23 protein-coding genes are annotated in these 22,052 nt (G+C 36.1%); 5 read left to right on the top strand and 18 right to left on the bottom strand.

Annotation, left to right across the window (positions count from 1 at the left end):
- Positions 1-127 precede the first annotated feature (127 nt).
- Positions 128-793 (top strand): O-methyltransferase, encoded by a 666-nt coding sequence (locus tag IGI58_RS12550; protein ID WP_429953139.1) that lies wholly within the window; start codon positions 128-130, stop codon positions 791-793.
- A 160-nt stretch (positions 794-953) separates the two neighbouring features.
- Here the strand turns inward: IGI58_RS12550 and IGI58_RS12545 are convergent, their stop codons facing one another.
- The 5 genes from IGI58_RS12545 to IGI58_RS12525 all read right to left on the bottom strand — a co-directional run bounded on the left by IGI58_RS12545 (position 954) and on the right by IGI58_RS12525 (position 5,837).
- On the bottom strand, positions 954-2,012 hold the full coding sequence (locus tag IGI58_RS12545) for a hypothetical protein (RefSeq protein ID WP_429953140.1): 1,059 nt from the start codon (positions 2,010-2,012) through the stop codon (positions 954-956).
- A 459-nt stretch (positions 2,013-2,471) separates the two neighbouring features.
- Positions 2,472-2,672 (bottom strand): cold-shock protein, encoded by a 201-nt coding sequence (locus IGI58_RS12540; RefSeq protein WP_087639394.1) that lies wholly within the window; start codon positions 2,670-2,672, stop codon positions 2,472-2,474.
- 184 nt (positions 2,673-2,856) lie between these two features.
- The gene (recR, locus tag IGI58_RS12535; RefSeq protein WP_087639393.1) at positions 2,857-3,453 is read right to left on the bottom strand and encodes a recombination mediator RecR; all 597 of its coding nucleotides are present in this window, start codon (positions 3,451-3,453) and stop codon (positions 2,857-2,859) included.
- A 466-nt stretch (positions 3,454-3,919) separates the two neighbouring features.
- A complete protein-coding gene (locus IGI58_RS12530) occupies positions 3,920-4,267 on the bottom strand; it encodes a DUF3969 family protein (protein ID WP_429953141.1) in 348 nt (115 codons plus the stop codon).
- A gap of 520 nt (positions 4,268-4,787) precedes the next feature.
- Entirely contained in the window at positions 4,788-5,837 is a 1,050-nt protein-coding gene (locus IGI58_RS12525; protein WP_429953142.1) for an alpha/beta hydrolase-fold protein, read from the bottom strand.
- Between the two features lie 320 nt (positions 5,838-6,157).
- Between IGI58_RS12525 and IGI58_RS12520 the strand changes: the two genes are divergently transcribed.
- The gene (locus tag IGI58_RS12520) at positions 6,158-7,342 is read left to right on the top strand and encodes an IS110 family transposase (protein ID WP_429953144.1); all 1,185 of its coding nucleotides are present in this window, start codon (positions 6,158-6,160) and stop codon (positions 7,340-7,342) included.
- 182 nt (positions 7,343-7,524) lie between these two features.
- Here the strand turns inward: IGI58_RS12520 and IGI58_RS12515 are convergent, their stop codons facing one another.
- The 6 genes from IGI58_RS12515 to IGI58_RS12490 all read right to left on the bottom strand — a co-directional run bounded on the left by IGI58_RS12515 (position 7,525) and on the right by IGI58_RS12490 (position 11,561).
- Complete coding sequence (locus IGI58_RS12515; RefSeq protein WP_429953145.1) at positions 7,525-8,523, bottom strand: IS30 family transposase; 999 nt, start codon at positions 8,521-8,523, stop codon at positions 7,525-7,527.
- A gap of 177 nt (positions 8,524-8,700) precedes the next feature.
- Complete coding sequence (locus tag IGI58_RS12510) at positions 8,701-9,042, bottom strand: DUF3969 family protein (protein WP_429953146.1); 342 nt, start codon at positions 9,040-9,042, stop codon at positions 8,701-8,703.
- Between the two features lie 45 nt (positions 9,043-9,087).
- A complete protein-coding gene (locus tag IGI58_RS12505) occupies positions 9,088-9,483 on the bottom strand; it encodes a hypothetical protein (protein ID WP_429953147.1) in 396 nt (131 codons plus the stop codon).
- A complete protein-coding gene (locus tag IGI58_RS12500) occupies positions 9,480-10,940 on the bottom strand; it encodes a T7SS effector LXG polymorphic toxin (RefSeq protein ID WP_429953148.1) in 1,461 nt (486 codons plus the stop codon). The genes IGI58_RS12505 and IGI58_RS12500 overlap by 4 nt, the downstream gene beginning before the upstream one ends.
- On the bottom strand, positions 10,930-11,283 hold the full coding sequence (locus tag IGI58_RS12495) for a DUF3958 family protein (RefSeq protein WP_429953149.1): 354 nt from the start codon (positions 11,281-11,283) through the stop codon (positions 10,930-10,932). Before IGI58_RS12495 ends, IGI58_RS12500 begins: the two co-directional genes overlap by 11 nt.
- Positions 11,280-11,561: a TIGR04197 family type VII secretion effector gene (locus IGI58_RS12490; RefSeq protein WP_429953150.1), complete on the bottom strand. Its 282-nt coding sequence runs from the start codon at positions 11,559-11,561 to the stop codon at positions 11,280-11,282. Before IGI58_RS12490 ends, IGI58_RS12495 begins: the two co-directional genes overlap by 4 nt.
- A 206-nt stretch (positions 11,562-11,767) precedes the next feature.
- Between IGI58_RS12490 and IGI58_RS12485 the strand changes: the two genes are divergently transcribed.
- Both IGI58_RS12485 and IGI58_RS12480 read left to right on the top strand, forming a co-directional pair.
- Positions 11,768-12,106 carry a darcynin family protein gene (locus IGI58_RS12485; protein WP_429953151.1) on the top strand — a complete coding sequence of 113 codons (339 nt, stop codon included), beginning with the start codon at positions 11,768-11,770 and terminating at the stop codon, positions 12,104-12,106.
- Between the two features lie 27 nt (positions 12,107-12,133).
- The gene (locus IGI58_RS12480; RefSeq protein ID WP_429953152.1) at positions 12,134-12,574 is read left to right on the top strand and encodes a MarR family winged helix-turn-helix transcriptional regulator; all 441 of its coding nucleotides are present in this window, start codon (positions 12,134-12,136) and stop codon (positions 12,572-12,574) included.
- 151 nt (positions 12,575-12,725) lie between these two features.
- Here IGI58_RS12480 and IGI58_RS12475 read toward each other — a convergent pair whose 3' ends face one another.
- The 4 genes from IGI58_RS12475 to IGI58_RS12460 all read right to left on the bottom strand — a co-directional run bounded on the left by IGI58_RS12475 (position 12,726) and on the right by IGI58_RS12460 (position 17,253).
- Positions 12,726-13,376, bottom strand: a complete 651-nt coding sequence (locus IGI58_RS12475) for an HAD family hydrolase (RefSeq protein ID WP_429953153.1) — start codon at positions 13,374-13,376, stop codon at positions 12,726-12,728.
- Between the two features lie 87 nt (positions 13,377-13,463).
- Entirely contained in the window at positions 13,464-13,778 is a 315-nt protein-coding gene (locus IGI58_RS12470; protein ID WP_087639367.1) for a YbaB/EbfC family nucleoid-associated protein, read from the bottom strand.
- A gap of 15 nt (positions 13,779-13,793) precedes the next feature.
- Positions 13,794-15,548 carry a DNA polymerase III subunit gamma/tau gene (gene dnaX, locus IGI58_RS12465; protein WP_429953154.1) on the bottom strand — a complete coding sequence of 585 codons (1,755 nt, stop codon included), beginning with the start codon at positions 15,546-15,548 and terminating at the stop codon, positions 13,794-13,796.
- A 211-nt stretch (positions 15,549-15,759) separates the two neighbouring features.
- On the bottom strand, positions 15,760-17,253 hold the full coding sequence (locus IGI58_RS12460) for a helix-turn-helix domain-containing protein (protein ID WP_429953155.1): 1,494 nt from the start codon (positions 17,251-17,253) through the stop codon (positions 15,760-15,762).
- Positions 17,254-17,493: 240 nt separating this feature from the next.
- Between IGI58_RS12460 and IGI58_RS12455 the strand changes: the two genes are divergently transcribed.
- Positions 17,494-18,516, top strand: a complete 1,023-nt coding sequence (locus tag IGI58_RS12455; protein WP_429953156.1) for an immunoglobulin-like domain-containing protein — start codon at positions 17,494-17,496, stop codon at positions 18,514-18,516.
- A 19-nt stretch (positions 18,517-18,535) separates the two neighbouring features.
- Here the strand turns inward: IGI58_RS12455 and IGI58_RS12450 are convergent, their stop codons facing one another.
- From IGI58_RS12450 to galE, 3 genes are read right to left on the bottom strand one after another with little or no spacing between them, the layout of a single operon-like run.
- Complete coding sequence (locus IGI58_RS12450) at positions 18,536-19,522, bottom strand: LacI family DNA-binding transcriptional regulator (RefSeq protein ID WP_429953157.1); 987 nt, start codon at positions 19,520-19,522, stop codon at positions 18,536-18,538.
- Between the two features lie 16 nt (positions 19,523-19,538).
- Entirely contained in the window at positions 19,539-21,020 is a 1,482-nt protein-coding gene (galT, locus tag IGI58_RS12445; protein ID WP_429953158.1) for a UDP-glucose--hexose-1-phosphate uridylyltransferase, read from the bottom strand.
- 11 nt (positions 21,021-21,031) lie between these two features.
- On the bottom strand, positions 21,032-22,021 hold the full coding sequence (gene galE, locus IGI58_RS12440) for a UDP-glucose 4-epimerase GalE (protein WP_429953159.1): 990 nt from the start codon (positions 22,019-22,021) through the stop codon (positions 21,032-21,034).
- Positions 22,022-22,052 lie beyond the last annotated feature (31 nt).

Raw genomic sequence — 22,052 nt, 5'->3', positions numbered from 1 at the left:
TTGATTCCTTCTACCTATTATACTTTATCTATCACAATCAGTCTAATTGAATTGTCCGAGATGAATAGACTTTCATTTATTTACTTTCATGATACACTGATGCTATAAAGAAAAAGGAGTGAATCCATTGGAACATTCATTCTCTGATGTAGATGCTTATTTTAGTGAAAAATTGGTAGGAAGCGACCCACTTTTTGACAAACTCCTACAAAATAACGCAAAGCATGGATTACCGCCGCACGATGTCTCTCCCAGTCAAGGAAAATTTCTCTATCTTCTTGCAAAAATCAAAGGAGCTAAACGGATTCTAGAGATCGGTACCCTAGGCGGTTACAGTACCTTATGGTTTGCTAAGGCTCTTGAACCTGATGGGGAAATAATTTCTCTTGAGTTTGATCCCAAACACGCGGCTGTTGCCAAAGAAAATTTAATGATGGCAAATGTTTCTGAGCAAGTAACGATTCTGATCGGCGCAGCTGCAGAAAATCTCGATTACTTAGCAGTCTCTGAAACTGTTCCATTTGACTTGATCTTTATCGATGCGGATAAAGAAAACAACTCTGTCTACTTAGAATATGCACTGAAATTAGCCAAATCAGGAACAATCATCATTGGCGATAATGTCGTACGTGATGGTGCTGTTCTAGACGCAAATAGCTCAGATGGCCGAGTGATTGGTGTACGCTCATTCATCGATGATCTTGCTGCCCATCCTGAATTGAGCTCAACAGCCATAGAAACCGTTGGTGTTAAAGGATATGACGGCTTCACGATCAGTATTGTTGAATTTTGATAGTCGTTCTCTAAGAAAAACCGAATAAAAATTATTTACTCATTAAAATTATGTCTAAAGAAAACTTTTAATAAAAAACTCCAGACTCAAATCACACGGATTTGTATCTGGAGTTTCAGTTTTGAATTCTGTTATATTTTTTCTAAAATATTTTTATTAATCACAGTTTACTTTCTGTTTCTGGATTTTTTACTAAATTAGCGCCCCACATACCTGCAAAAGAAGTAATAACCATTCCAAGGACCATAGCTATAAAACTCCAAATAGAAGCTTTTGCCACCGTATTTGAAGCATCTTCTGCTTTTTCTCTCGCTTCTTTGATCGTTTCATCCAAATCATCCTTAGCTTTTTCAAGATTAGTTTGGGCTGTTTCAATTTGTTTTTGTGCTTCGTCAGAGGCTTTTTGTAATTCATTATAAATATTCTCTGTTGCTTGATCAGCTTCTTCTTTTGAAAGTTCCGTATTTGCTGAGACAGCATTTGCAATCGCTTCACGATCAACAGAATCACCTATATTTTTTGCTCTTTCTTTTAAAGAGTTCCCAGTATCTTTAAAGATTTTATCAGCATTTTCTGGATCTTTTACTAATTCTTTGCCTGCATCCGTAATTTCATTAGTTGCTTCTTTCATTTGATCTTCTAAATAATTTGGTTGTAGTTCAGGGACATCAGTATCGGACAATACTTTTTTTACTTGAGATTGAAGTTCATCTGTATTCACTGACTGAACATTCTCAGTAACTTTATCGAAAGATTTACCAATTGTATCTGCAGTCCCAGACGCTACTGTCTGTATGCCACTTCCTGTTGCTGAGACGATATCGCCAAATAAAGATCCTACTGCTGAAAAAGCTCCAATTGCTGTATACGAAAGAATAGCTACTAAAACTAAAACACTCGTTGCCCAAGTTAGAAAACCATGGAGTAACCCTATTCTTCGCGCTGCTACTCCGGCAACAAAGCCGCTACAAAATAGAGCTAAAATAAACGTTACAACTGTCCAAATTGTTAATCCAGTACCAACACCATCCAATGGATTATCAGAGGTTGGTTTAACTATACCAAAACCAATTGCTGAACCAATCAAACTTAATGTAATAAAGATTGCAAGGAATGAAACTAAGCCAGCTACGATTGCTCCCCACGAAATATTCACGCCCGCGCCTTCATCAGGTGCCAAATAAGATACAAGTCCTCTTTTTCTTGTGTTCTTTTCCATAATTTCCATCCTTTCATAAAATATTCAAACCATTTGTACAATTATTACTATAAAGACTAAAATTATTTGGTACAAATGATACGATTATCTATAAGAGAATACTCATAAAAAACAGAAAAGAGCTATATTTTTTTTCGCTTGAATTCACCTTTCCACGTTAAAATGTGTAAGTTTAAAAAGTTATGTATCAGATTTTATTCGTTTTATTGAATCGGAAAATTGAAATTCAACCCGAAATATTGCGCAACAATCACCAATTCTTTCATCTAAACTTTACTAATGACCTTTATCTATTATCCAAATCCCATTTATTATTTTACTCTCAGTAAAAAAAGCCACAATAACTTGTGACATTTAACTAATTATACTTTATAAATATTAATGGTTTGTGTCCACATTGGACTTCTGCGATAACATTATCATCTCACATAAAAAAAAGCCACACAATGGCGGCTTTTTTTATGCTTTATGGATGTTAACAGCTTGCATTCCACGTTGACCCTCTTCAGTATCAAAAGTTACTGCTTGACCTTCGTCTAGTGATTTAAATCCATCCGCTTGAATAGCTGAAAAGTGGGCAAACACATCTTGACCATCTTCTCCTGTGATAAAACCAAAGCCTTTGTCTGCATTAAACCATTTTACTGTACCGTTATTCATATATATTCCTCCTGTTGCATATCAAATATGCTATCTATTGCAAAAAATGTTTGATAAGCAAAAAAAAGAATTATATTATTTATGTATAACACTATAATTTACGTTTCAAAATTGATTACCTATACAGTGTAACACAAAGGAGAAACTAATGCTTGATTTTCTATCAACAATATATTAACCCTTTTTATAATTCTCGTCTTCCTTCGACTGCTTTTAATAGGGTCACTTCATCTGCATACTCAATATCACTACCCACAGATAGTCCATGTGCCAGACGAGTTACAGTAATTCCAGCAGGCTTGATCAAGCGGGAAAGATACATGGCTGTAGCTTCTCCCTCTGTCGTCGCATTCGTTGCAATAATAACTTCTTTGACTTCATCATCATGTAAACGCTGGATCAATGGCGCAATGTTGATATCTTCTGGTCCAGTTCCCTCCATCGGTGATAAAACTCCATGTAAAACATGATATAAACCATGATACTCACGCATTTTTTCCATTGCCATGACATCCTTGGGCTCTTCAACTACCAAAATAATACTGCGGTCACGCGTTTTATCCTGACAAATCTCACACGGATCTTCTTCTGTGATATTTCCGCATATACTACAAAAATGTAAATCGCGCTTCACACTGATCAACGCCTTAGCAAAAGCATTGACATCTTCTTCTTTCATATCAAGGGTATAAAAAGCTAAACGGACAGCCGTTTTTTGCCCGATTCCAGGTAATTTCATATAGCTTTCAACTAGTTTAGCAATAGGTTCAGGATAATGCATATTTTTTTAAACTTCCTTTCACATCAAGTGTTGATAGTGCCTATGATTTCAGGCGGTAACAAAAACAGTAACAACGTTTATTAAAAAACTAATAAGAATCAAGAATATCGCTTATATATTCAGGAAGTCTATCTAGGAAATCACTCATTGATCTTTATTTTTTCAAGCAGTTTTTTTCTACATTATTTCTCAGAACGTATATTGTACCATCTTTTTACCATAATTTCTCAATTACTTTTACTACTAACATCTCTTTATTTTCATATTTTCCATTTTAACATACTCTGCTGAGTATGATTAGTCAACACCATTGTAATGAGAAGTTTTGTCTGTGATTTTTCGTTTAGTTTAAATAATGATGAATTCTAGTAAGGCGACATATTTTGCTAATAATAAAGGTATACGAAAATTCATAGCATTTTTTTGCTAAAAATTTTCGTATACCTAAATGAAAATTTTACTTACCTCAATTATTATCTAACCACTTCTTTACACTACACGGATCATCAAACGGCGCTATTTTTTTCAAACATTCTTTTGATTGCTCTTTCAACTCTCGTATTCCATCTTTTAATTTAGCTGGTCTTAAAGATTGAATATCTTCTAATTCGCATCCTAACTCTATAATTTCAATAACATCTTCACTTAATCCTTTTTCCTCTAGAATACTCACAGAATACGGACTGAACAAATAATTTTCACAATCCTCAATTGTTAACAACTCATTTTCCAAAGATTCTAAAAGTCCTATAGCCGTAACTAATATCAATCTCTCTGCTTCATTCTTTTTGATAACACTAAATTTTAATTCCATATCCATACCTCCTAAGGATTACTCCATCCTGATTTAACTTTCACTTCTGTATTTTCAGAACTTTGTTTTGCTTAATAGAAACTTCTAGACACTTTTCTATGTTTAACAAATCTTGTTGCGGTAATCGTGGAATATCCTTTCTTGCTCCATCTTTCGTTTTAATTGCATTCTAGAATTGTCTAATTAAGTGCAACACTATTTATTAAGTATAGGTGCAAGATTCTTTAAATATAGAAACGGAACATCTATTCAGAAGATTATTGTGCGAAACTTTCTATCTTTTCTTCATAAAGTCTAAGTAAATCACAGATGTGAGGGTTGATTGTTGAATTTTTTTTAGCTCGCATATATTCTTAGTTAAATTGATTAAAGATAAAAAATGAATAAAAGAATCGAACTACTTAATTGATAATAGTAGTTCGATTCTTTTATTTAGTAAAACTAGATCAGAATAATCACTGTAGATTTTAAAAATCAAAGATTACAATTAATCCATAAAACAATTTTCTTAATAATTGAGTTATCTTTCGTCAGCTTTAGATTGATTAAATAACCAATTTCGAACAGCAGGAACAGTATAACCATAATCAAATGATGCCATATGCTCCATATTTTCTCCATCTGTTAATACCGATCCAGTTGCCCAGTGAACAAAGTTTTGATCTGTATTCTCACCAATCATTTCATTAGCCGCAGTGTTTTTCTGCTCAGCGGACCATACGGCATCCCATTCAGCAGTACTGTATGAAATTCCATCGTTCTCTAATAAATTCATCAAGTCTGTTTGACCAGTCATTGCTTGATTATCTCCTCCAGCCACTATATAAAAGAATTTTTGGTTTTCGAGTGCATTCAATTGATTCACGTCCCATTGAGAAGAAACATAAAGAGTTGCTGCAAATAAATCAGAATACGTTGCGTTTAGGTAGAACGAAGTCATTCCACCCATTGATTGACCAGTTTGATATAATCGATTCGTGTCAATAGAGTATTCTTTTTGTAACTCTTGTAAAAGATCATAATAGGTTTGGACTTGCGCCTCTACAACTGACGAGCCGCTTTGCCCCATTCCGCCTTCAACTGTCGAAGTTTCAAAGTATGGAACTAACACAAAGCTAGCATGTTTTGCCTGTTCTGCCTCAGTTGCCCAGATTGCACCACCATATCCTTGGGTCAATGCCCCAGCTACACCGCTACCTACAACAGAATCGTCATGAATAAATGAAACCATTGGATATTTAGTATCTTCATCATAGTCTTCTGGAACATAAAGATTATATGCTAACGTTACGCCAGTTTCTTCATCAGTGTATGATAACTGTTTGAATTTACTTTGAACCTCATTCAATACAATATCTAGAGATGGATCCTCAGTAGGATCATCTGTGTTGGTTTTGATCAATGATTCTGAAGTATCGCCTGATAAAGCTGTACTTTGACTGGTATTTTGCTCTACCTGTAATGCGTTATTCTCTGTTGATGAACTGGCATGTTGCGTAGCCTCTTCACCACATGCCACAAGTAATAAGGATATGGCAACGAAGCCAGTAAATAGTCTAATTTTTTTCATAAATTTAATCTCCTTGTATATTATATTTAAGGTTTTAATCTTCCGATTTTAGTGGATAACCTTATGAACCATTGTTATTTTTCATTAGGTATTAACTCAATAAATTTGAGATAATATAATTACTGGATTGAGAGGCTATGTCGTTTTCTGCTTGAGTCTATGAGCTCGTCATCGAAAGACTGACACCTCTCTCTGTTTAGCTGTTTACGAATGAGTTAGATGTTGAAAGCCTTCTGGCTTTACTCCGTATCTAGAACAAGGTAGTAACGCTTTTCAGTTGAGTGGATTTCAATCCAAATCCTTATGAAGGTGGTATAATTATGTTCTACATTGGAATTGATATTGGGAAACGTTCCCATGTTGCTTCAATCATGAATGATGAAGGAAAGGTTGTTCTTAAAGGATTTTCTTTTCCGAATACCATTGAAGGTGGAGAAAAATTACTTGGAAAAATTCATGATTTTTCTTCTTCATCAGATGATTTTACTGTAGGTATGGAAGCTACCGGTCATTATTGGTTAACGGTTTTTTCATACTTACATGAAAAAGAATTTTTAATTCATGTTCTTAACCCCATCCAAACGGATGGGTGGCGTAAAGGGACAGAAATTCGTAAACGTAAGAATGATATTATTGATTCAGTTTTAATTGCAGATCTGATTCGCTTCGGTTCCTTTGTTGAAACGACACTCTCTGATGAAAATATTTTTTCTCTTAAACAGCTTTCCCGTTATCGTACTTACCTAGTTGGGACAGCGAGTGACTTTAAACGTAAAATCATTGCCGTATTAGACCAAGTTTTCCCTGAGTATAACTCAGTATTCGGTAAATCAGGTGTTTTTGGTAAAGCATCAAAAGAAATTTTACTTGAATTTAGTTCTCCTGAAACACTCCATGATATCTCTGCGAATACTCTTGCGAAACTACTTAAAGAAGCGAGTCACAATCGTTTAGGGATAGATAAAGCCAATGCCTTAAAAAGTGCTGCGAGTCGATCTTTTGGTATTACTTTTGCTCAAGAGACCTTTACTTTCCAATTACGATCAATGATTGAACAACTTAAATTTCTGGAAGCCCAAATTAAAGATACTGAAACTGAAATCAAAAAAATCATGGTTACTCTGCATTCTGTCATTGAAACGATCCCAGGGATCGGACCAATCAATGGCGCTACTATTCTTGGGGAAATTGGAGACATTAGTAAATTTTCCAATCCTACAAAATTAGTCGCATACGCTGGTCTAGACGCGACTGTTTCTCAGTCTGGTCAATATCAAGCAACACATAACGTTATGAGTAAACGTGGTTCCCCTTATCTTAGAAAAGCCTTATTTTCAGCTGCTTTAATTGCAGTACAACATGATCCTGTTCTTAAAGCCTTCTACGAAAAGAAACGTTCTGAAGGGAAACACCACCTCACAGCTCTTGGAGCAGTTTCCAGAAAGTTATGTTACATCGTTCATGCGATTCTCAAAAAGAACGAACCTTACGAAATACGAATGTAACTCAAAAAAACATCTTTGCTTTCTCTTATTTGTTATGCACTTTTTTGTTATTAAATTTTGGACTAATTCTTTTATTCTTTACTTGACTTCTTATAGTTAGTCTTTCATAATACTTAAGTTTCTTGTTGACTGTATTACAGTAACAAAAAAAACTTAAACGAACCTTAAATAAGTGATCACTGTCACAAAATAAAATTTAATGATCTATCATAAAATATTTCATACGGTGTTCTCCAATTTAAGCACTTTCTTGGTCGGTTATTTAATTTATGAACAACTGAGCGAATATACTCTTCTGAAACTGGAGTCATTTCCGTCCGTTTAGGCAAATACTCTCGTATCAGCCCATTTGTATTTTCGTTTGTTCCGCGCTGCCATGGAGACCAGGGGTCTGCAAAGTAACAGTCAATACCACATAATCTGCTGAAGTACTTGTATTTAGCAAATTCTGGTCCTCTATCTGGTGTAATGGTTTTGCGATGTCTTTTGTTTAGAGGTGACAGTAGTTTTACAATCATATTCCTTACACAAATTGAATCATTTTTAGGAATTCTTCCAGCTAATAAAAATCGAGATTTCCGATCAACGAGTGTGACGAGACATGATTTTCCACGGTGTCCCAAGACAGTATCCGCTTCCCAGTGGCCAAGTTCTTCTCTAGTTTCAGCTTTTGTCGGACGTTCATGAATCGTTTTCACATCAGTAAATCGTCCACGGCGATCACCAATTCTTTTGTTCACTGATTTTCTTCCTTTTCGTCTTAACATTTTTCGTGCCCCTGGACTACCTACAGGAAAACCTTCATCAAATAGACCATTGTAAATAGAACGATAAATCGTCGGGTAACTGACAACCGATTCATTGCTCTCTAAGTTAATTCTATTCGCTATCTGTTCTGGAGACCATTGGTCTTCAAAAAGTAGTTTACGAATGGTTTCCTTATAGGGGGACTGATCTAACATTCTCTTTCGACCACATTTCTGCTTATTCTTATGATACGATTTTTGTGCTTGAGAAGGCGAATAGGGTTTAAACTTTGTAGTATTCCTCTTAAGCTCTCTCATAACAGTTGAAGGACTTCTTTTGATCAAACGTCCAATTCTACGAATAGTAAAACCAAAACCATGATAGAGAAAAATCATTTCTCGCTCACGTATCGTAAGGTGAGTATATGAAGTCATAGCTAAATACCTCCTAGTCGATGTAAATCGTCAACACCATTATAACAGGCTTTTGCACCTTCAAATTATAGTGTTGCACTTAAATTATACATTCTAGTAGTGTTAGTTTTTTTACTAATAGTAAAGGTATACGAAAATTTTCAGCTCTTTTTTTGCTAAAGATTTCCGTATACCTAATCAATTAATATCATAAATAGGTGAGTTTAGTCCATCATCTTCCCTAAATTTATTTATATTACTTATTATCAATTCCTTGTTCATTTTTTCAATTTCTCTAATTGATGTTTCTAATTTTTCAGGAATTAAGCTTGCAACATCTTCTAATTCACTGCCTAAGTGAATCGCTGAACCTAATTCAGGAAACTTAGCTTCTAATTTTTCTATATTAAAAGGCTGATACAACAATGCCATCGCATCATCATAATTTAATATTCCTTCCTCAATACATTTCAATAGTCCTAAAGAGACAATAGACAAATATATTTCAGTTGTATTTTGATCTTCTAAATTAATTACCATCCGTTACTTCACTTCCCTTCCAATAAGTAAAAAAAAATCGATATTTTAGATAAGCTCAGAATCATCCTTTGGTCCTTCTGGTAAACTTTGGATAAATTTACTATGAAACTCGTATAAATCATCAAAATCATTACTTAAACTCAAGTATACACTATTTAGTTTTACAATATTTAATTTAAACTTATGCATGTAATTAAGCTCATCTAAGCTTTTACTCATATCTACATTGTTTAATTCTTTCACTATCTCTCTCAAATTTTGTAACTCCTCAATGATATCCTCTATGACATCTTCTTTTAAATCCGATACAATAGCATTTTCTCCTTCAGCAACATCATCATCTATTTTAAAGGCTGTTAAATCAATTTTATTACCATTCTTGTTATTTATTTGTTCATATATTTTCAATAAGTCAAGAAAAATTTGTGAATTTATTGTCATTTTAAAACTCTCCCTATCCCTTTTGCTGTTTTTTCAACATTCAATGATCCGTCCAAATTTAGCACCTTTTGAAACTTACCATTACTGCTAAATACTTCTAAATGATCTTTATGTAAGCCGTCCAAATAGATTTGATCTCCATTTTTTAATCCGTATTCTTTAAGTTTTTTGTTCCCAACTTTATAAACATTCTGACCATCAACACGTTTTTTTATCTTTGATACATTATTCTTAACATTTGAACCGAATTCAGTTCTAAAAAATTCATCCATATTTTCAACCGATTTTGCTTTATGGTTGTAGTTATCACCACTCAATATATTTTGGACACTCATACCACCAACTGCTGTTGCATGAGCCCAAACAGCTAATGTATTTGCCCCCACTGCTGGAATTGCACCTAGACTAGCCCCTCCAGTTGCAGGTGCGGTTACGAGACTACCAGCCGTACCACCAAATAACCACATAGCACCACCGACGTATTCCGCTCCAGCTTGAAATACACCTAATAAGTTCCCTACAAACACACCTTCATTATACCCTTTATGCTGTTGCAGGGAGTCTTTTACATCTCTTTCTCCAAAAAGACCATCCAACAATGCTTTCACACCATTGTTTTCTAAAACCTGATAGCTTGCTCCAGCTAGAAAAGATTTTAATGATTTTAAATCGTCTTTTGCGATTTCAACTGCTAATTCATTCGTTGCATCTTTATCTAGCTTACCGTTTCTATAGACTTCATAAAATGTTTCGCCATTTTGAAGCGTTACTTTTTTCACTTCTAAATTATCTGCATGTCGTTCTTCATACTCTGCCCATTTCGCAGAGATCGTATTTTTCCACGAAAGATTTTTCGGCACTATAAACGTTCCTGTCGCCCCATTCCAAGCGGTATTAGCTTGTGCCAATCCTTGATTGACCGCTTGCTGTAAACTAGCGATTTCAGAAAAAATAGAAGGGGAACTTCCGTTAAATGCCAACAATTTTTGTAGCTGTTCTTCTAGCTTTTGTTTTGTCGCACTATACATACCAATCAATGCTGCATTTCCTAATAACTGAAATGCTTTGGTTGCATCTGGTGTTTTGGACGAATGTAATTCTCTACGAATATTTTCCGCCTGACTCAATAATTGATCTGCTTTACGAATATTTTCTTCCAATTCTGATTGTTTCAGATCGCCACTATCCACTTGAGAAATATATTCTTCTGGAAATTTTTTAACGGCTTGTTCAACGGCTTCCGATAATAATATGCCACCTTGTGCTAAAGGATATAGCACCGTATTAAAATAAGCTTTAGCCGAATCATACGCTTTCCCCGTCAAGAAAGGACTTGCGACTACAAAATCAGTGATTGCTTTTTGTAATTCTTGATACCCTTCTGTTTGCGCCTTACACATGGAAGACACACTAGAAGCTTGACTTTGAGACGATGAAACATACATATCAACACTCATTCGTATCCTTCTCTACTAATAATTTTCTCTTTTCATAATCGATATCCTCTAGTTGATCTACTACTCTCTTCTTTTGATCATGGAGTTCTGTTTCATCTATTTCTAAATGCTCTAGTATTTTCCCTGATTCTTGAGAATATTCATCCATCAACGATTGATAAAATGTGCCTTGCTCGTTTTTATGGAATAGATAACATAAATCATCTAAAAAATGACGTGCTTCATGAAAGTGTTGTTCATAGCTTTCTTTTATCCGCCTTACCTGCTTTTCTTCATTTGCAATCGATTCTTCTTTTGTCTGTATTTGCTGTTCTTCTAGTTGAAGTAATTCAAGTTCCTTCATTTGCCTAGACCTCGAATCATCGTGTTCGCTACTTTTTGATCCAGCGCTTCAAACTCTTTTGCTACGCTTTGAAGATTACTAGAAGCTTGAAAAACTGCTTGTGCAATTTTTGTAGCTGTTTCTTGAGCTGTAGTGATTGCTTCCTGCGCATTTGTATTGCCTGCCACAGTCGTCTGAGTATCTTTAATAATCGAAACTGATTGTATCAATTTATCTGTTGCACCCTTTAAAGCAGTAGCCTTTTGGCTTGCTCCAGTAAAATCACTTTGTATCGTCATAAAATTATCCACCTTTTTATAAAATATATCATGCAATAATAATATCATGAGCCTATTTTTTTAGATAGATAATATTCACTTTAAGTAACTAAAAAACTGATAAGTATTTTTCATCGATCTTAACTCTACTTCAATAAAACATTTAGTTGACTAAGTCAACTAAATGTTTTATTATTATCATATATTAATGAGAAGGGATGTTTTTTATGAAATATACATTTATTGTTTTATTAGAATTTTACCCAAAATGGCTAAAGCTTTCTCGAAAAGTTCGAAATGAACAGGCTAAAAAATTACTTTCTATTATTGATAGATATCCAGCTATTTCAGTTCGGTTCTTCGACGCAGAAGCTTTTCCAGGTGCTAACTACACAGATTTTACGATTTGTGAAACAACCGATTTAGCAGCTTACCATTTTATGTGGGAAGAAATACGTGATACAGATCTTTATGCTGAAAGCTACTTTAAAATAAAAGAAGTCATTTTTGGGATAGAGGACGCTTTCAAGGAATTTGAAAAACAAAAATTGCCGCTCGCAACATAATCTATAAGTGGAAAAGAGGTTTCTCTAATGAATAACGATGCTATCCTTGGTAAATGGATTGACCGTGTTTATCGTCAACTTTTACATGTAAACAAAACAAAAATCAAAGAATTTGATATTAGCCCAGCGGATTACAATTATTTTCTCACTATTGAAGAATATCCCGGTTGTACTCAAAATTTTCTTGCAAAAAAAAGAATGGTCGATAAAGGTTTGGTCGCTAGAATAGTTAAAACATATACTGAAAAAGGCTATATCATAAAAAAACAGAGTTTACAAAAGAAAAGTTCTTATAATCTATTTCTTAGTGACTCTGGTAAGCAGCTAGTAATCGACATGAGAAAAGCTATTGAAACGACAGAAAATTATTTAGAAGAACAGGATGGTAGTAAAAATTTTGTAGATTTGATTGACCATTTAAAACGAATTTCTATGTATCTTGAACAACAAAACAATAACTATGAATAAAAAAAGAGTGTGAATTAAAATAATCTCTAAAAGTTGTATTTTTCAGGTACAACCTTTGGAGATTATTTTATGGATTCAAATCAAAAAATACCTTTAAACAAATCCTTTTTTATTTTTTATCACGGCATTTCGAAAATTTCATGAACTATTTTTAACCGATCCAAGAAAGAAGTTCCTTTGGTTCATCGATCAGTAATTCAGGTCGTTCTTTCGCCAATTCTGCCTTCGCGTGGCTACCCCATGTCACTCCACAAGTTCCGACTTTTGCTGCTTTGCCCATTTGGATATCAAAAATAGCATCGCCTACCATTAGCGTTTGAACTGGATTCATCGAATATTTTTTTAGTAAATAATGAATACCTTCCGGGTCGGGCTTATAGTTAGACACTTTGTCAGAACCCACGATTTCCACAAAATAATCACTAATAGTCAACGACTCTAAATTTCTTTTTAGTACATCTGTCTTTTTGCTCGATACGACAAACAGCATTTTTTTATGTGTTTTTAACGTTGTTATTAACTCTTTGATCCCTGGAAAAATCTTTAAATAGTCGTTTTCGTATTCTTTGTAGCTGGTTCGAAATAAGCCGAGCAGTTCGTCAAATTCATTTTGTGAAAGAGCTCGGTTCGACATTTCCTTAAATGATTTTTCAATCGGTATGCCCATATAATATTCAATCGTTTCTTTTTTGGGGATCGTCAGTCCCATTTTTTTAAACGCTTCTTCTGTTGCTTTAAACCCACATTCTTTTGAGTCTCCTAACGTTCCGTCAAAATCAAAAATCACATACTCATAGCTCACGCTTCAACACTCCTTTTATTCCCTTTTTCTAGACAAAAAAACGCAGAACCATGCAGTTATGCGATTGGCTCTACGTTTTTATTTCGTTTAAAATCCTGGTAATCCTTTAGTGTATTTACCCATTGTTGCTTCTGATTCCTTGTCAACTTTAGCTAAAGCATCATTGACTGCCATGATCACAAGATCTTGAAGCATATCGATATCTTCTGGATCTACAACATCTTCTTTGATAGAGATGTCTTTCATTTTACGGTCACCAGTGAAAGTTGCTGTGACTAATTCGTTGGTTGATGCACCGATAAATTCTCTTTCGTTTAATTCAGCTTGCGCTTTTTCCATGTCCTTTTGCATTTTTTGGACTTGCTTCATCATTCCTTGCATATTGCCCATGCCTCGCATCATATTTATCGTCTCCTCTTAATCATTTATTACTTCAACGAGCTCTGAGCCAAAAATGGCAATCGCTTCGTCTACTACTTGATTGTTTACTTCTTGCGGTAATTCTTCTTCGTCTGTTAGTAAATTAGCACCTTCGCTTGATGCATCCTGTTCGTTTGCTGTCTGATCATTACCACTGTCTTTGTTTTGACTAATGAATGATTGTCGTAATTTTGGCCAGCTTTCTTTTGTGATGCAGACCATCTCCGGTGCATAATTAGCTAAACGACTAAGATTATTATGCAATGCTAATTGCAACTCTTCGTCCTCCATAGCACGTCCACAAACGATTTCGTATTCAAAAGCAATCACTAAACCTTTGGGACCTGCTGCGACCGGTTCACTAGCCTTCAGCATTGCCCGTTGTGTTACTGACATCATTTGCAGCAGATCATCCCACACATTTTTAACATTCAGCAAATGATCTTTAGTTGCCTCATTCAAGACCTTATAAACCATTTCTGTCGGGATCCTTAAGGTACTCTTACTGCTTGTGGCCCGTGTTGTTTTAACAGGCTCAGCTTCTTTAGCTGCAACACCGTTTTTCTTCAAATCAATCAATTCTTTTTGCAGCTGTTCGATTTGTTGTTGCAGTCCATTGATATCTTCAGTGGCTGCCTGCGGGATATTTTCATTTGTCATGATCGCAGGTTTGACTGCTTTAGCCAGCTTGACCGTTGCGACTTCTAAATAAATATTGGCATTATTTGTAAAACGAATATCGTTTTGAGTCTCACTTAAAATTTGGATCATTTGATAAATTTTTTCAGCATCTGTTTGCCCAGCCAATTCTTTAAACTGATCCGTCAGATTTCCGACTTTTTCCGCCAAGAGCTTTGGTGCTTGCTGGAACATCAATAAATCACGGCAATATAATAGTAAATCTTCTAAAAAGCGTCGGGCCTCTTTTCCTGAACCCAGAATACTTTCTAACGTTTCCAACGCTTTTTCGACGTCACCTGCGGTACAGCTTGAAATGTACTGATCCATCATTTCATACGTCAAACTACCTGTGACCTGCATCGCATCTGTCAGTGTAACCTTTTCGTCACTAAAGGAAATCGTCTGATCTAAAATACTCAATGCATCCCGCATCCCGCCTTCGGCTGCGCGACCGATCACATATAATGCCTGCTCTTCAAACGCTACATTGATTTGATTTAAAATGTATGCCATATGATCGACAATATCTTGTGTTCCAATACGCTTAAAATCAAAACGCTGTGTTCTAGAGATGATCGTTAATGGGATTTTATGAGGTTCTGTCGTCGCTAAAATGAAAATAACATTTTGAGGCGGTTCTTCTAGCGTTTTCAATAGTGCATTGAAAGCGCCCGTTGACAGCATATGTACCTCATCGATGATATAGACTTTATATTCAGCTTGGGTCGGCGCATATTTAGCTTTATCACGAATATCACGAATTTCTTCCACACCATTATTACTGGCCGCATCGATTTCGATGACATCATTTAAACGACCTTCAGTGATCGCGATACATGTTTCACATTCATTACATGGCTCGCCATCCACACTGTGCTTACAGTTGATGGCTTTTGCAAAAATTTTCGCCGCACTAGTTTTTCCTGTTCCTCTGGGGCCGGTAAATAAATAGGCATGTGAGGTTTTCTTTTGCACGATGGCATTTTTTAAAGTTTGAGTAATTGCTTTTTGTCCTACTACATCATCAAAGCGCTGCGAACGCCAGACACGATACAAAGCTTGATAAGCCATGATTTACCCCTCCCTCGAAATTTCACTAGTTACTATTATACGTGATTTTTACAGATAAGGCATTAAAAAAATGTTAAAGCTGAGATAGTTTTCCTATGTCCCTCTCTGGAGTCCTTTGTTCCTACTCTTAAACCGATCCAGCTGCCAAGACCATTTTCTAATAAGCAATTAACAAACACGCGTTATTTTAAAATCAAAAAAATAATCGTTCTTATGAATTCAAATATTGCACATCTTTCGGTAGTACTAATCTTTTTCTATCAATGAAACTTCTTAGATCCATGATATTTTTAAAGGAAGGAATATCTTCTACGATCATATTGACTCCCTCGTTTATGTGAGTTAGTGCATAATTTGAAATGTACAGATCGAATGTATTATCTTCTGTTTGTGGCGGTTGATCATAATAATGATATTCTTGGATCGTCATTGAAATTTTATCTCTAAAATTATCGTGTAAAATCGAGCCTAACAGCTTCGCATGATCTTTTCCCAGATCACTAAGAACCAAAACAGATACTTGATGACGTTTTGCATCAGATTGCTCTGTTAACTGATCCCATCGAATCGATATTTCATGCAGCATTTCGTTAAAATACATCGACTCCCAAGGAAATTTCGTCTTTTTCTCCAAATCACTCAATGCTTTCGTTACCACAGCACCTAAAACTACATAAGTCTGTCTAATTATTTTGCTCGAATATAAAAAACGATCATATACCATATACTTTTTATAGGGAAACATTTTATGTTTTGCGTAAATGTGTTCAACTAAATTAACGATGCTCGCTCTACTCGCAGCTGAAATCTCGATCTTCAATGCATTCTTGATCGTATCGACTAAATCATTTCCTTGATTGAGTATATTTTCTTTTTCCTGTAAATTATCCCAACCAAAATCCCACCAAAAAATCGAATAGCAAAAATCTTCATACCAATTCTCCGGTAAAACGATCTCTAAGGGCGTTAAGATTTCTTCGACATCTTTCTGATATTTTTTGATATCGATCGTTTTTTTGACAAAGCTGTGGATGGGATCTCTTCTATTCTTGATCAAAAATCCCTGAGATTCACGGATGATCGTTACTGCAATTGAGTTGACCAAATGAACAAGCTGACCATCATTCAATTCTAAATCAAATTTAGCAACTATTTTATCCGCAAGAGCGAATATTTTTGCTCGGTCAAACGGAAAAGGCCAGTCTCTGGTTCCATAAACTTCTATAAAATACGAGGTAAAAAAGTAACGAACTTTTCGTTCATCTTTTCCATAAACATAATATGGCGAACGGCTCATGTTGATTTTTCGATCTTTCAGCGCAGACAATATCGAATTCGACAGACGGTACAAGCTGGAATTACTTAAATAAAATTTTTCCTCCCAATACGCTGCAGCTTGATTCGGTTGAAAGAAAATCGCTTCTAGTAATGTAAACGCATTCGATTCTTTGATGATTTCTATATAGATATCATGTATCGAATGGTACGGTGATGTAATCAACCGAATACCGTATTTTCTTGAAACTTCTAATGTAAAATAGTCTGACCAACGATCCTCTATGTACTGACAATCCAGCATAACTGTTTTTTTGGAACAATCGATTTTTTCAGCCAATTCTTCTGATGTGACCCATCCATTTGGTTCATCCAATAAATTCAATAACAGAACTCTACGGTGCATTGCTGGTGACAATAATCTTTCCATTTTTCCCCCTCTTTTCAATTTAATGTACATTTCTTCAAATTTTTCCAATGATGAGGAATATTTTGAAGAAATCCTTATTTGACAATAAGTATAGCATTATTTTGCTCTTTTTTGAATCGATTGAAAGCGCAACTCAATTGGATTATTCAAAAACAGCTTTTATTATATAAGTGTAAAAAACGAGGATTTAAAGTTTATCGATAAATGGAAAATCTCACCACTTTTTTGGAGGGATTAGACATGAAAAAAAACACAATAAAACAAACGATCATCGCTGGTTTCATCACTATTTTAGGTGTAGCCTTATTTATCGGCGGCTATATTTGGACAGATACTATCAGTAGAGCAAACACTCCGAACCCTTCATTTAAAACAGCAAAAATCCACCTTATAAAAAATGTACCGACGGACCAGGATATGAAGAAATTAGTCACAACGCCTAAGAAAAAACAAATGAAAGAAAAAATAGTAGCAGTCAATGTAAAAAAAGATACGATCGCTCCTTTGATCGACGTTTCAGAAGTAACAGTCGAACAAGACGCACAGATCGATATTTATGATGGCGTTAGCGCAACCGACGATCATGATGGTGATCTTACAGCCAAAGTGTCAGCAGAAAATACGTTAGATACTTCAATTATTGGCGATCAAACGGTTCACTTTTCTGTTACAGATCAAAATGGAAACACCGGCCATGCTGATCGACTCTATCATATTGTTGCTAAACACGAACTTATTGCTATTACTCCAGCTCCTGTCGAAGATACCACGATCGCACCAACTCCTGAAGCACAAACAACCGCTGCTTCTGCCACAGCAGCCCCTGAACCAGTGTCAACTCCTGCTTATGCACCTATGACATTGACGATGAATGGACAAACGATTCCTTATCAAAATGGCGGTCAAGGCAGTGGTCAAAGTATTATCGATTCAAATCCCGGCGGAGTTGCTTCCACTTGGGGCGGTGCGGCTGTCCAATCAGGAGATGACGGACAAAATACTCACTTCATCGGACACAATCCCGGCATCTTCTCTAATGTATTTTCTTTAGGCGCAGGCAGCCAAATCGTTGTGACTGATGCAAATGGTGCACCAACAACTTACACTGTACAGACGTTATTGCAGCTGGACGATTATGGCAACGAAATTGGTACTGGAACCAGTTACTGGGATTTCACGGTTGGTACTGGTGGTGGTGAACGAATCACCTTACAAAGCTGTATCAATGATGATGTGAATTTGTTTGTCATTGCTTATAAATAAGAAAGAGCATCTACGAATATTATCTCGTAGATGCTCTTTTGATCAATTCGGTAGCAACTGTGATTTTTCTTGCCACTGGTGCTGCTTCTTCTATAATGGAAAAAATGGTTTCTACTGCCAGTTCCCCCATCCATTCAGTATGAATCTTCACTGTAGTCAATGCTGGGCTCACATATTTTGCTACACTGATGTCATTAAAGCCAATCAGTGAAATATCTTCCGGCACTCGATAACCCAGTTCCTGAATCGCCTTTAAAGCACCGACCGCTAGTGCATCACTTGAAGCAAAAAAGGCAGAAGGATACTCTTTCGGATGCTGTTTTAAGTACTCTTTCATCACTTCATACCCACTACTGACAGTAAATTGTGCTTTCAAGATATATGCTTCATTCAATAACTCTTTGGATGCTAATATTTCTCTAAAGATCGTTAGACGTTTATCTTCCAAAGGCGTCAGACAGGCTTTGGTATGTTCTTCACCAGATAAAATACCGATTTCTTGATGTCCCTGCTGAATAAAATAATTCAAAACAGTGGATACACTTTGCTGAAAATCGACGACAAGCGAGTTATAGCCCCAATCTAACGCATCAAAATCAACAAATAGCAGGTTGCTGTTTAACTCAAATAAGGCATCAGCCTGTTCTTGATCAAACTTACCCAACGCTAAAATACCATCAACAGCTTCATCATTCAGCTCTTCCATTGAACGCTTGATCAAATCGATCCCCAGTTCTTCTGCTTTTTTTTCGATGCCTAAACGAATCGAGAGATAATAAATATCTTCTAGCTCTTCAGCCTCGTCGTACCACTGAATAAATAGAAGCTTAGCCTTCGCTTTTTTACTTACTTTTTTATGTTTGGTGTAGTTCAACTTTTCAGCTGCTTCAAAGATTTTCTGTTTGGTTTCAAGTCCTACTGAAAGCGTAGGATCATAATTTAATACTCTAGACACGGTTGCTGGTGAAACGTTCGCTAACTCTGCGATATCTTTGATCGTTGCCATTTTCTCACCTGCCTTCTTATAAAATATCTATAAATCGCTTAAAGGCAGCCTGGCCTTCTATCGTCCGTTTATATACACCTGCATCTGCTAAGACACGAGCAAAAATTTGACCCACTTCTGTTTGAATGATTTCTTTCGCATTCTGATCATCGAACGTATACTTTTCTTTCATTTGTTCTGCCCATAATTTATGATAATCCGCTATTTGATGGTCTTGTTCAAGAACATATTTTTCGACTTCATGCAATTCTTCATTTAAACGCGGAGGTAAAACAGCTAGTCCCATTACCTCGATCAGACCGATGTTTTCTTTTTTGATATGCTGCACGTCCTGATGAGGATGAAAAATACCATCTGGATACTCAGCTGATACATTATTATCACGTAAAACTAAGTCCAATTCAAACAACGGGCCTTTACGTCTAGCAATTGGTGTGACCGTATGATGAGGGGTGCCATCCTCAGAAAAGGCTTGAATCAATACATCTTCATCGGAATAATGACGCCATTTTTCTAAAATATATGCTGCTGCTTCGATTAGATCCTCAGAGTTGGGACTTTGCAACCGAATGACTGACATTGGCCATTTGACGATTCCAGCATTCATCAATGGAAATTCTTTTAATTCAAAATAATATTCGATGTCTGCTTTTTCCATAGGGAACACGTGACGGCCGGCCTGGTAATGATCATGGCTTAAAATAGAACCCCCAACGATCGGCAAATCAGCATTTGAACCAACAAAATAATGAGGCAGCACTTCTGTGATTTTTAGCAAACGACGAAAAGTATCTTTAGAAATCACCATCGGCCGATGCTCCTCTGACAAAATGATCGCATGCTCGTTATAATATGCATATGGAGAATATTGAAATCCCCAGCTCTCTCCGTCAAGGTTCATTCGGATAATACGATGATTCGTTCTTGCCGGATGATCGATACGTCCTTTATAGCCTTCATTTTCCATGCATAATAGGCATTTAGGGTAATCAACTTTTACTGCTTGGCGCTCTGCTGCAATCTGTTTGGGATCTTTTTCCGGTCGGGATAAATTGATCGTGATTTCAAGATCGCCATACTCTGTTTTTGCCGGAAAAAGAATATTCTTAGCGATTGCGCGCGTTTTGATGTAGTCATTTTCCTTACTTAATTTATAAAAATAATCAGTTGCTGCGGCAGGATCTTTCTCATAATGCTGAGCAAAAAGTGCATTAACAACAGATGGCGGCGGTGTTAGAAAATCCATTAGTTGTGCTTCAAAAATCTCTCGTGCAGAAACGTCATTTTCTACAGCTCCATTTTTTACTGCTTCGCTTACTAATTCATCCAGTAACTCTAATGAGCTTTTACTGACCACTTGAGGAGCAACGGTTTCTATAGATTCTGCTCCGATCATTCCGAGAATTCGATTTTGCAAATATAAACGGTCAAGGTCCATCCAACCGCCTGCTTGGATCGCAAGTGTTACAAAGTCGGTAATCGTTTGACTCATCGACATCATTGTTCCTCCTAGTCTTCATAGCCCTTCGGATGACTGATATGCCAGTCCCAAGCTGTTTTGATGATTTCTTTGATATCTGTTACTTTAGGCTGCCAGCCTAAAATTTCTTTTGCTTTTTCACTTGAAGCAACCAATTTACTAGGATCTCCAGCTCGGCGCGGTAAAATTTTTGCTGGAATCTCTTTTCCTGTCACTTCACGAGCTGCCTCCAGCATTTCCTTCACTGAATAGCCATTATTGCTGCCAAGATTGAAGATATTGCTTTCGTTGCCGTTTTGTAAATACTCTAATGCAGCAATATGAGCAGCAATCAAATCTTCGATGTAAACATAATCACGGATACACGTCCCATCCGCCGTATCATAATCATCGCCATAAATTCCTAAGTATTCTCGTTGACCTAACGCCGCTTGTAAAATGATCGGCACTAAATGGGTCTCTGGATCATGATCTTCTCCGATCGATGCATCAGCTTTTGCCCCAGCCACATTAAAATAGCGTAACGCAACATAGCGCATTCCGTATGCTTGATCACACCACTTCATCATTTTTTCCATCATTAGTTTACTTTCCCCATACGGATTTTCCGGATTCGTAGGCATTGTTTCTACGATCGGCATTGCTTTAGGTTCACCATAGGTTGCAGCGGTTGAAGAAAAGACGATTTGTTTTACACCAAACTCCGCCATCACTTCTAATACAACCTGAGTTCCATAGACATTATTGTTGAAATAAATCAACGGTTTTTCAACCGACTCACCAACAAGAGAACTTGCTGCAAAATGAATGACGCCGTCAATCGATTCTTTCTTAAAAATATCCTGCATAAATGCTTTATCTCGAATATCTCCTTGGTAGAAAACAGCCTGTTCATGAACCGCCTGCTTATGACCTGTTTGAAGATTATCAACGACTATAACTTCATAATTTTTATTAATTAATTGATCCACTGCGTGGGAACCAATATAACCGGCACCGCCTAATACTAAAATTGACATGGTATTGCCTCCTTGGATTTTCTTATCCTCT

The organism is Enterococcus sp. AZ020, from assembly GCF_050499205.1.
GTDB lineage: Bacteria > Bacillota > Bacilli > Lactobacillales > Enterococcaceae > Enterococcus_L > Enterococcus_L dunnyi.
The sequence above is the reverse complement of the archived record's forward strand: the minus strand, read 5'-3'. Positions and strand labels throughout refer to the sequence as shown.

Excerpts from the sequence above, each read along its gene's own strand:
- IGI58_RS12545 (WP_429953140.1), bottom strand. The coding sequence starts at position 2,012 with ATGGAAAAGAACACAAGAAAAAGAGGACTTGTATCTTATTTGGCACCT.
- IGI58_RS12540 (WP_087639394.1), bottom strand. The coding sequence starts at position 2,672 with ATGAATAACGGTACAGTAAAATGGTTTAATGCAGACAAAGGCTTTGGT.
- recR (WP_087639393.1), bottom strand. The coding sequence starts at position 3,453 with ATGCATTATCCTGAACCTATTGCTAAACTAGTTGAAAGCTATATGAAA.
- IGI58_RS12530 (WP_429953141.1), bottom strand. The coding sequence starts at position 4,267 with ATGGAATTAAAATTTAGTGTTATCAAAAAGAATGAAGCAGAGAGATTG.
- IGI58_RS12525 (WP_429953142.1), bottom strand. The coding sequence starts at position 5,837 with ATGAAAAAAATTAGACTATTTACTGGCTTCGTTGCCATATCCTTATTA.
- IGI58_RS12520 (WP_429953144.1), top strand. The coding sequence starts at position 6,158 with ATGTTCTACATTGGAATTGATATTGGGAAACGTTCCCATGTTGCTTCA.
- IGI58_RS12515 (WP_429953145.1), bottom strand. The coding sequence starts at position 8,523 with ATGACTTCATATACTCACCTTACGATACGTGAGCGAGAAATGATTTTT.
- IGI58_RS12510 (WP_429953146.1), bottom strand. The coding sequence starts at position 9,042 with ATGGTAATTAATTTAGAAGATCAAAATACAACTGAAATATATTTGTCT.
- IGI58_RS12505 (WP_429953147.1), bottom strand. The coding sequence starts at position 9,483 with ATGACAATAAATTCACAAATTTTTCTTGACTTATTGAAAATATATGAA.
- IGI58_RS12500 (WP_429953148.1), bottom strand. The coding sequence starts at position 10,940 with ATGAGTGTTGATATGTATGTTTCATCGTCTCAAAGTCAAGCTTCTAGT.
- IGI58_RS12495 (WP_429953149.1), bottom strand. The coding sequence starts at position 11,283 with ATGAAGGAACTTGAATTACTTCAACTAGAAGAACAGCAAATACAGACA.
- IGI58_RS12490 (WP_429953150.1), bottom strand. The coding sequence starts at position 11,561 with ATGACGATACAAAGTGATTTTACTGGAGCAAGCCAAAAGGCTACTGCT.
- IGI58_RS12485 (WP_429953151.1), top strand. The coding sequence starts at position 11,768 with ATGAAATATACATTTATTGTTTTATTAGAATTTTACCCAAAATGGCTA.
- IGI58_RS12480 (WP_429953152.1), top strand. The coding sequence starts at position 12,134 with ATGAATAACGATGCTATCCTTGGTAAATGGATTGACCGTGTTTATCGT.
- IGI58_RS12470 (WP_087639367.1), bottom strand. The coding sequence starts at position 13,778 with ATGATGCGAGGCATGGGCAATATGCAAGGAATGATGAAGCAAGTCCAA.
- dnaX (WP_429953154.1), bottom strand. The coding sequence starts at position 15,548 with ATGGCTTATCAAGCTTTGTATCGTGTCTGGCGTTCGCAGCGCTTTGAT.
- IGI58_RS12460 (WP_429953155.1), bottom strand. The coding sequence starts at position 17,253 with ATGGAAAGATTATTGTCACCAGCAATGCACCGTAGAGTTCTGTTATTG.
- IGI58_RS12455 (WP_429953156.1), top strand. The coding sequence starts at position 17,494 with ATGAAAAAAAACACAATAAAACAAACGATCATCGCTGGTTTCATCACT.
- IGI58_RS12450 (WP_429953157.1), bottom strand. The coding sequence starts at position 19,522 with ATGGCAACGATCAAAGATATCGCAGAGTTAGCGAACGTTTCACCAGCA.
- galT (WP_429953158.1), bottom strand. The coding sequence starts at position 21,020 with ATGTCGATGAGTCAAACGATTACCGACTTTGTAACACTTGCGATCCAA.
- galE (WP_429953159.1), bottom strand. The coding sequence starts at position 22,021 with ATGTCAATTTTAGTATTAGGCGGTGCCGGTTATATTGGTTCCCACGCA.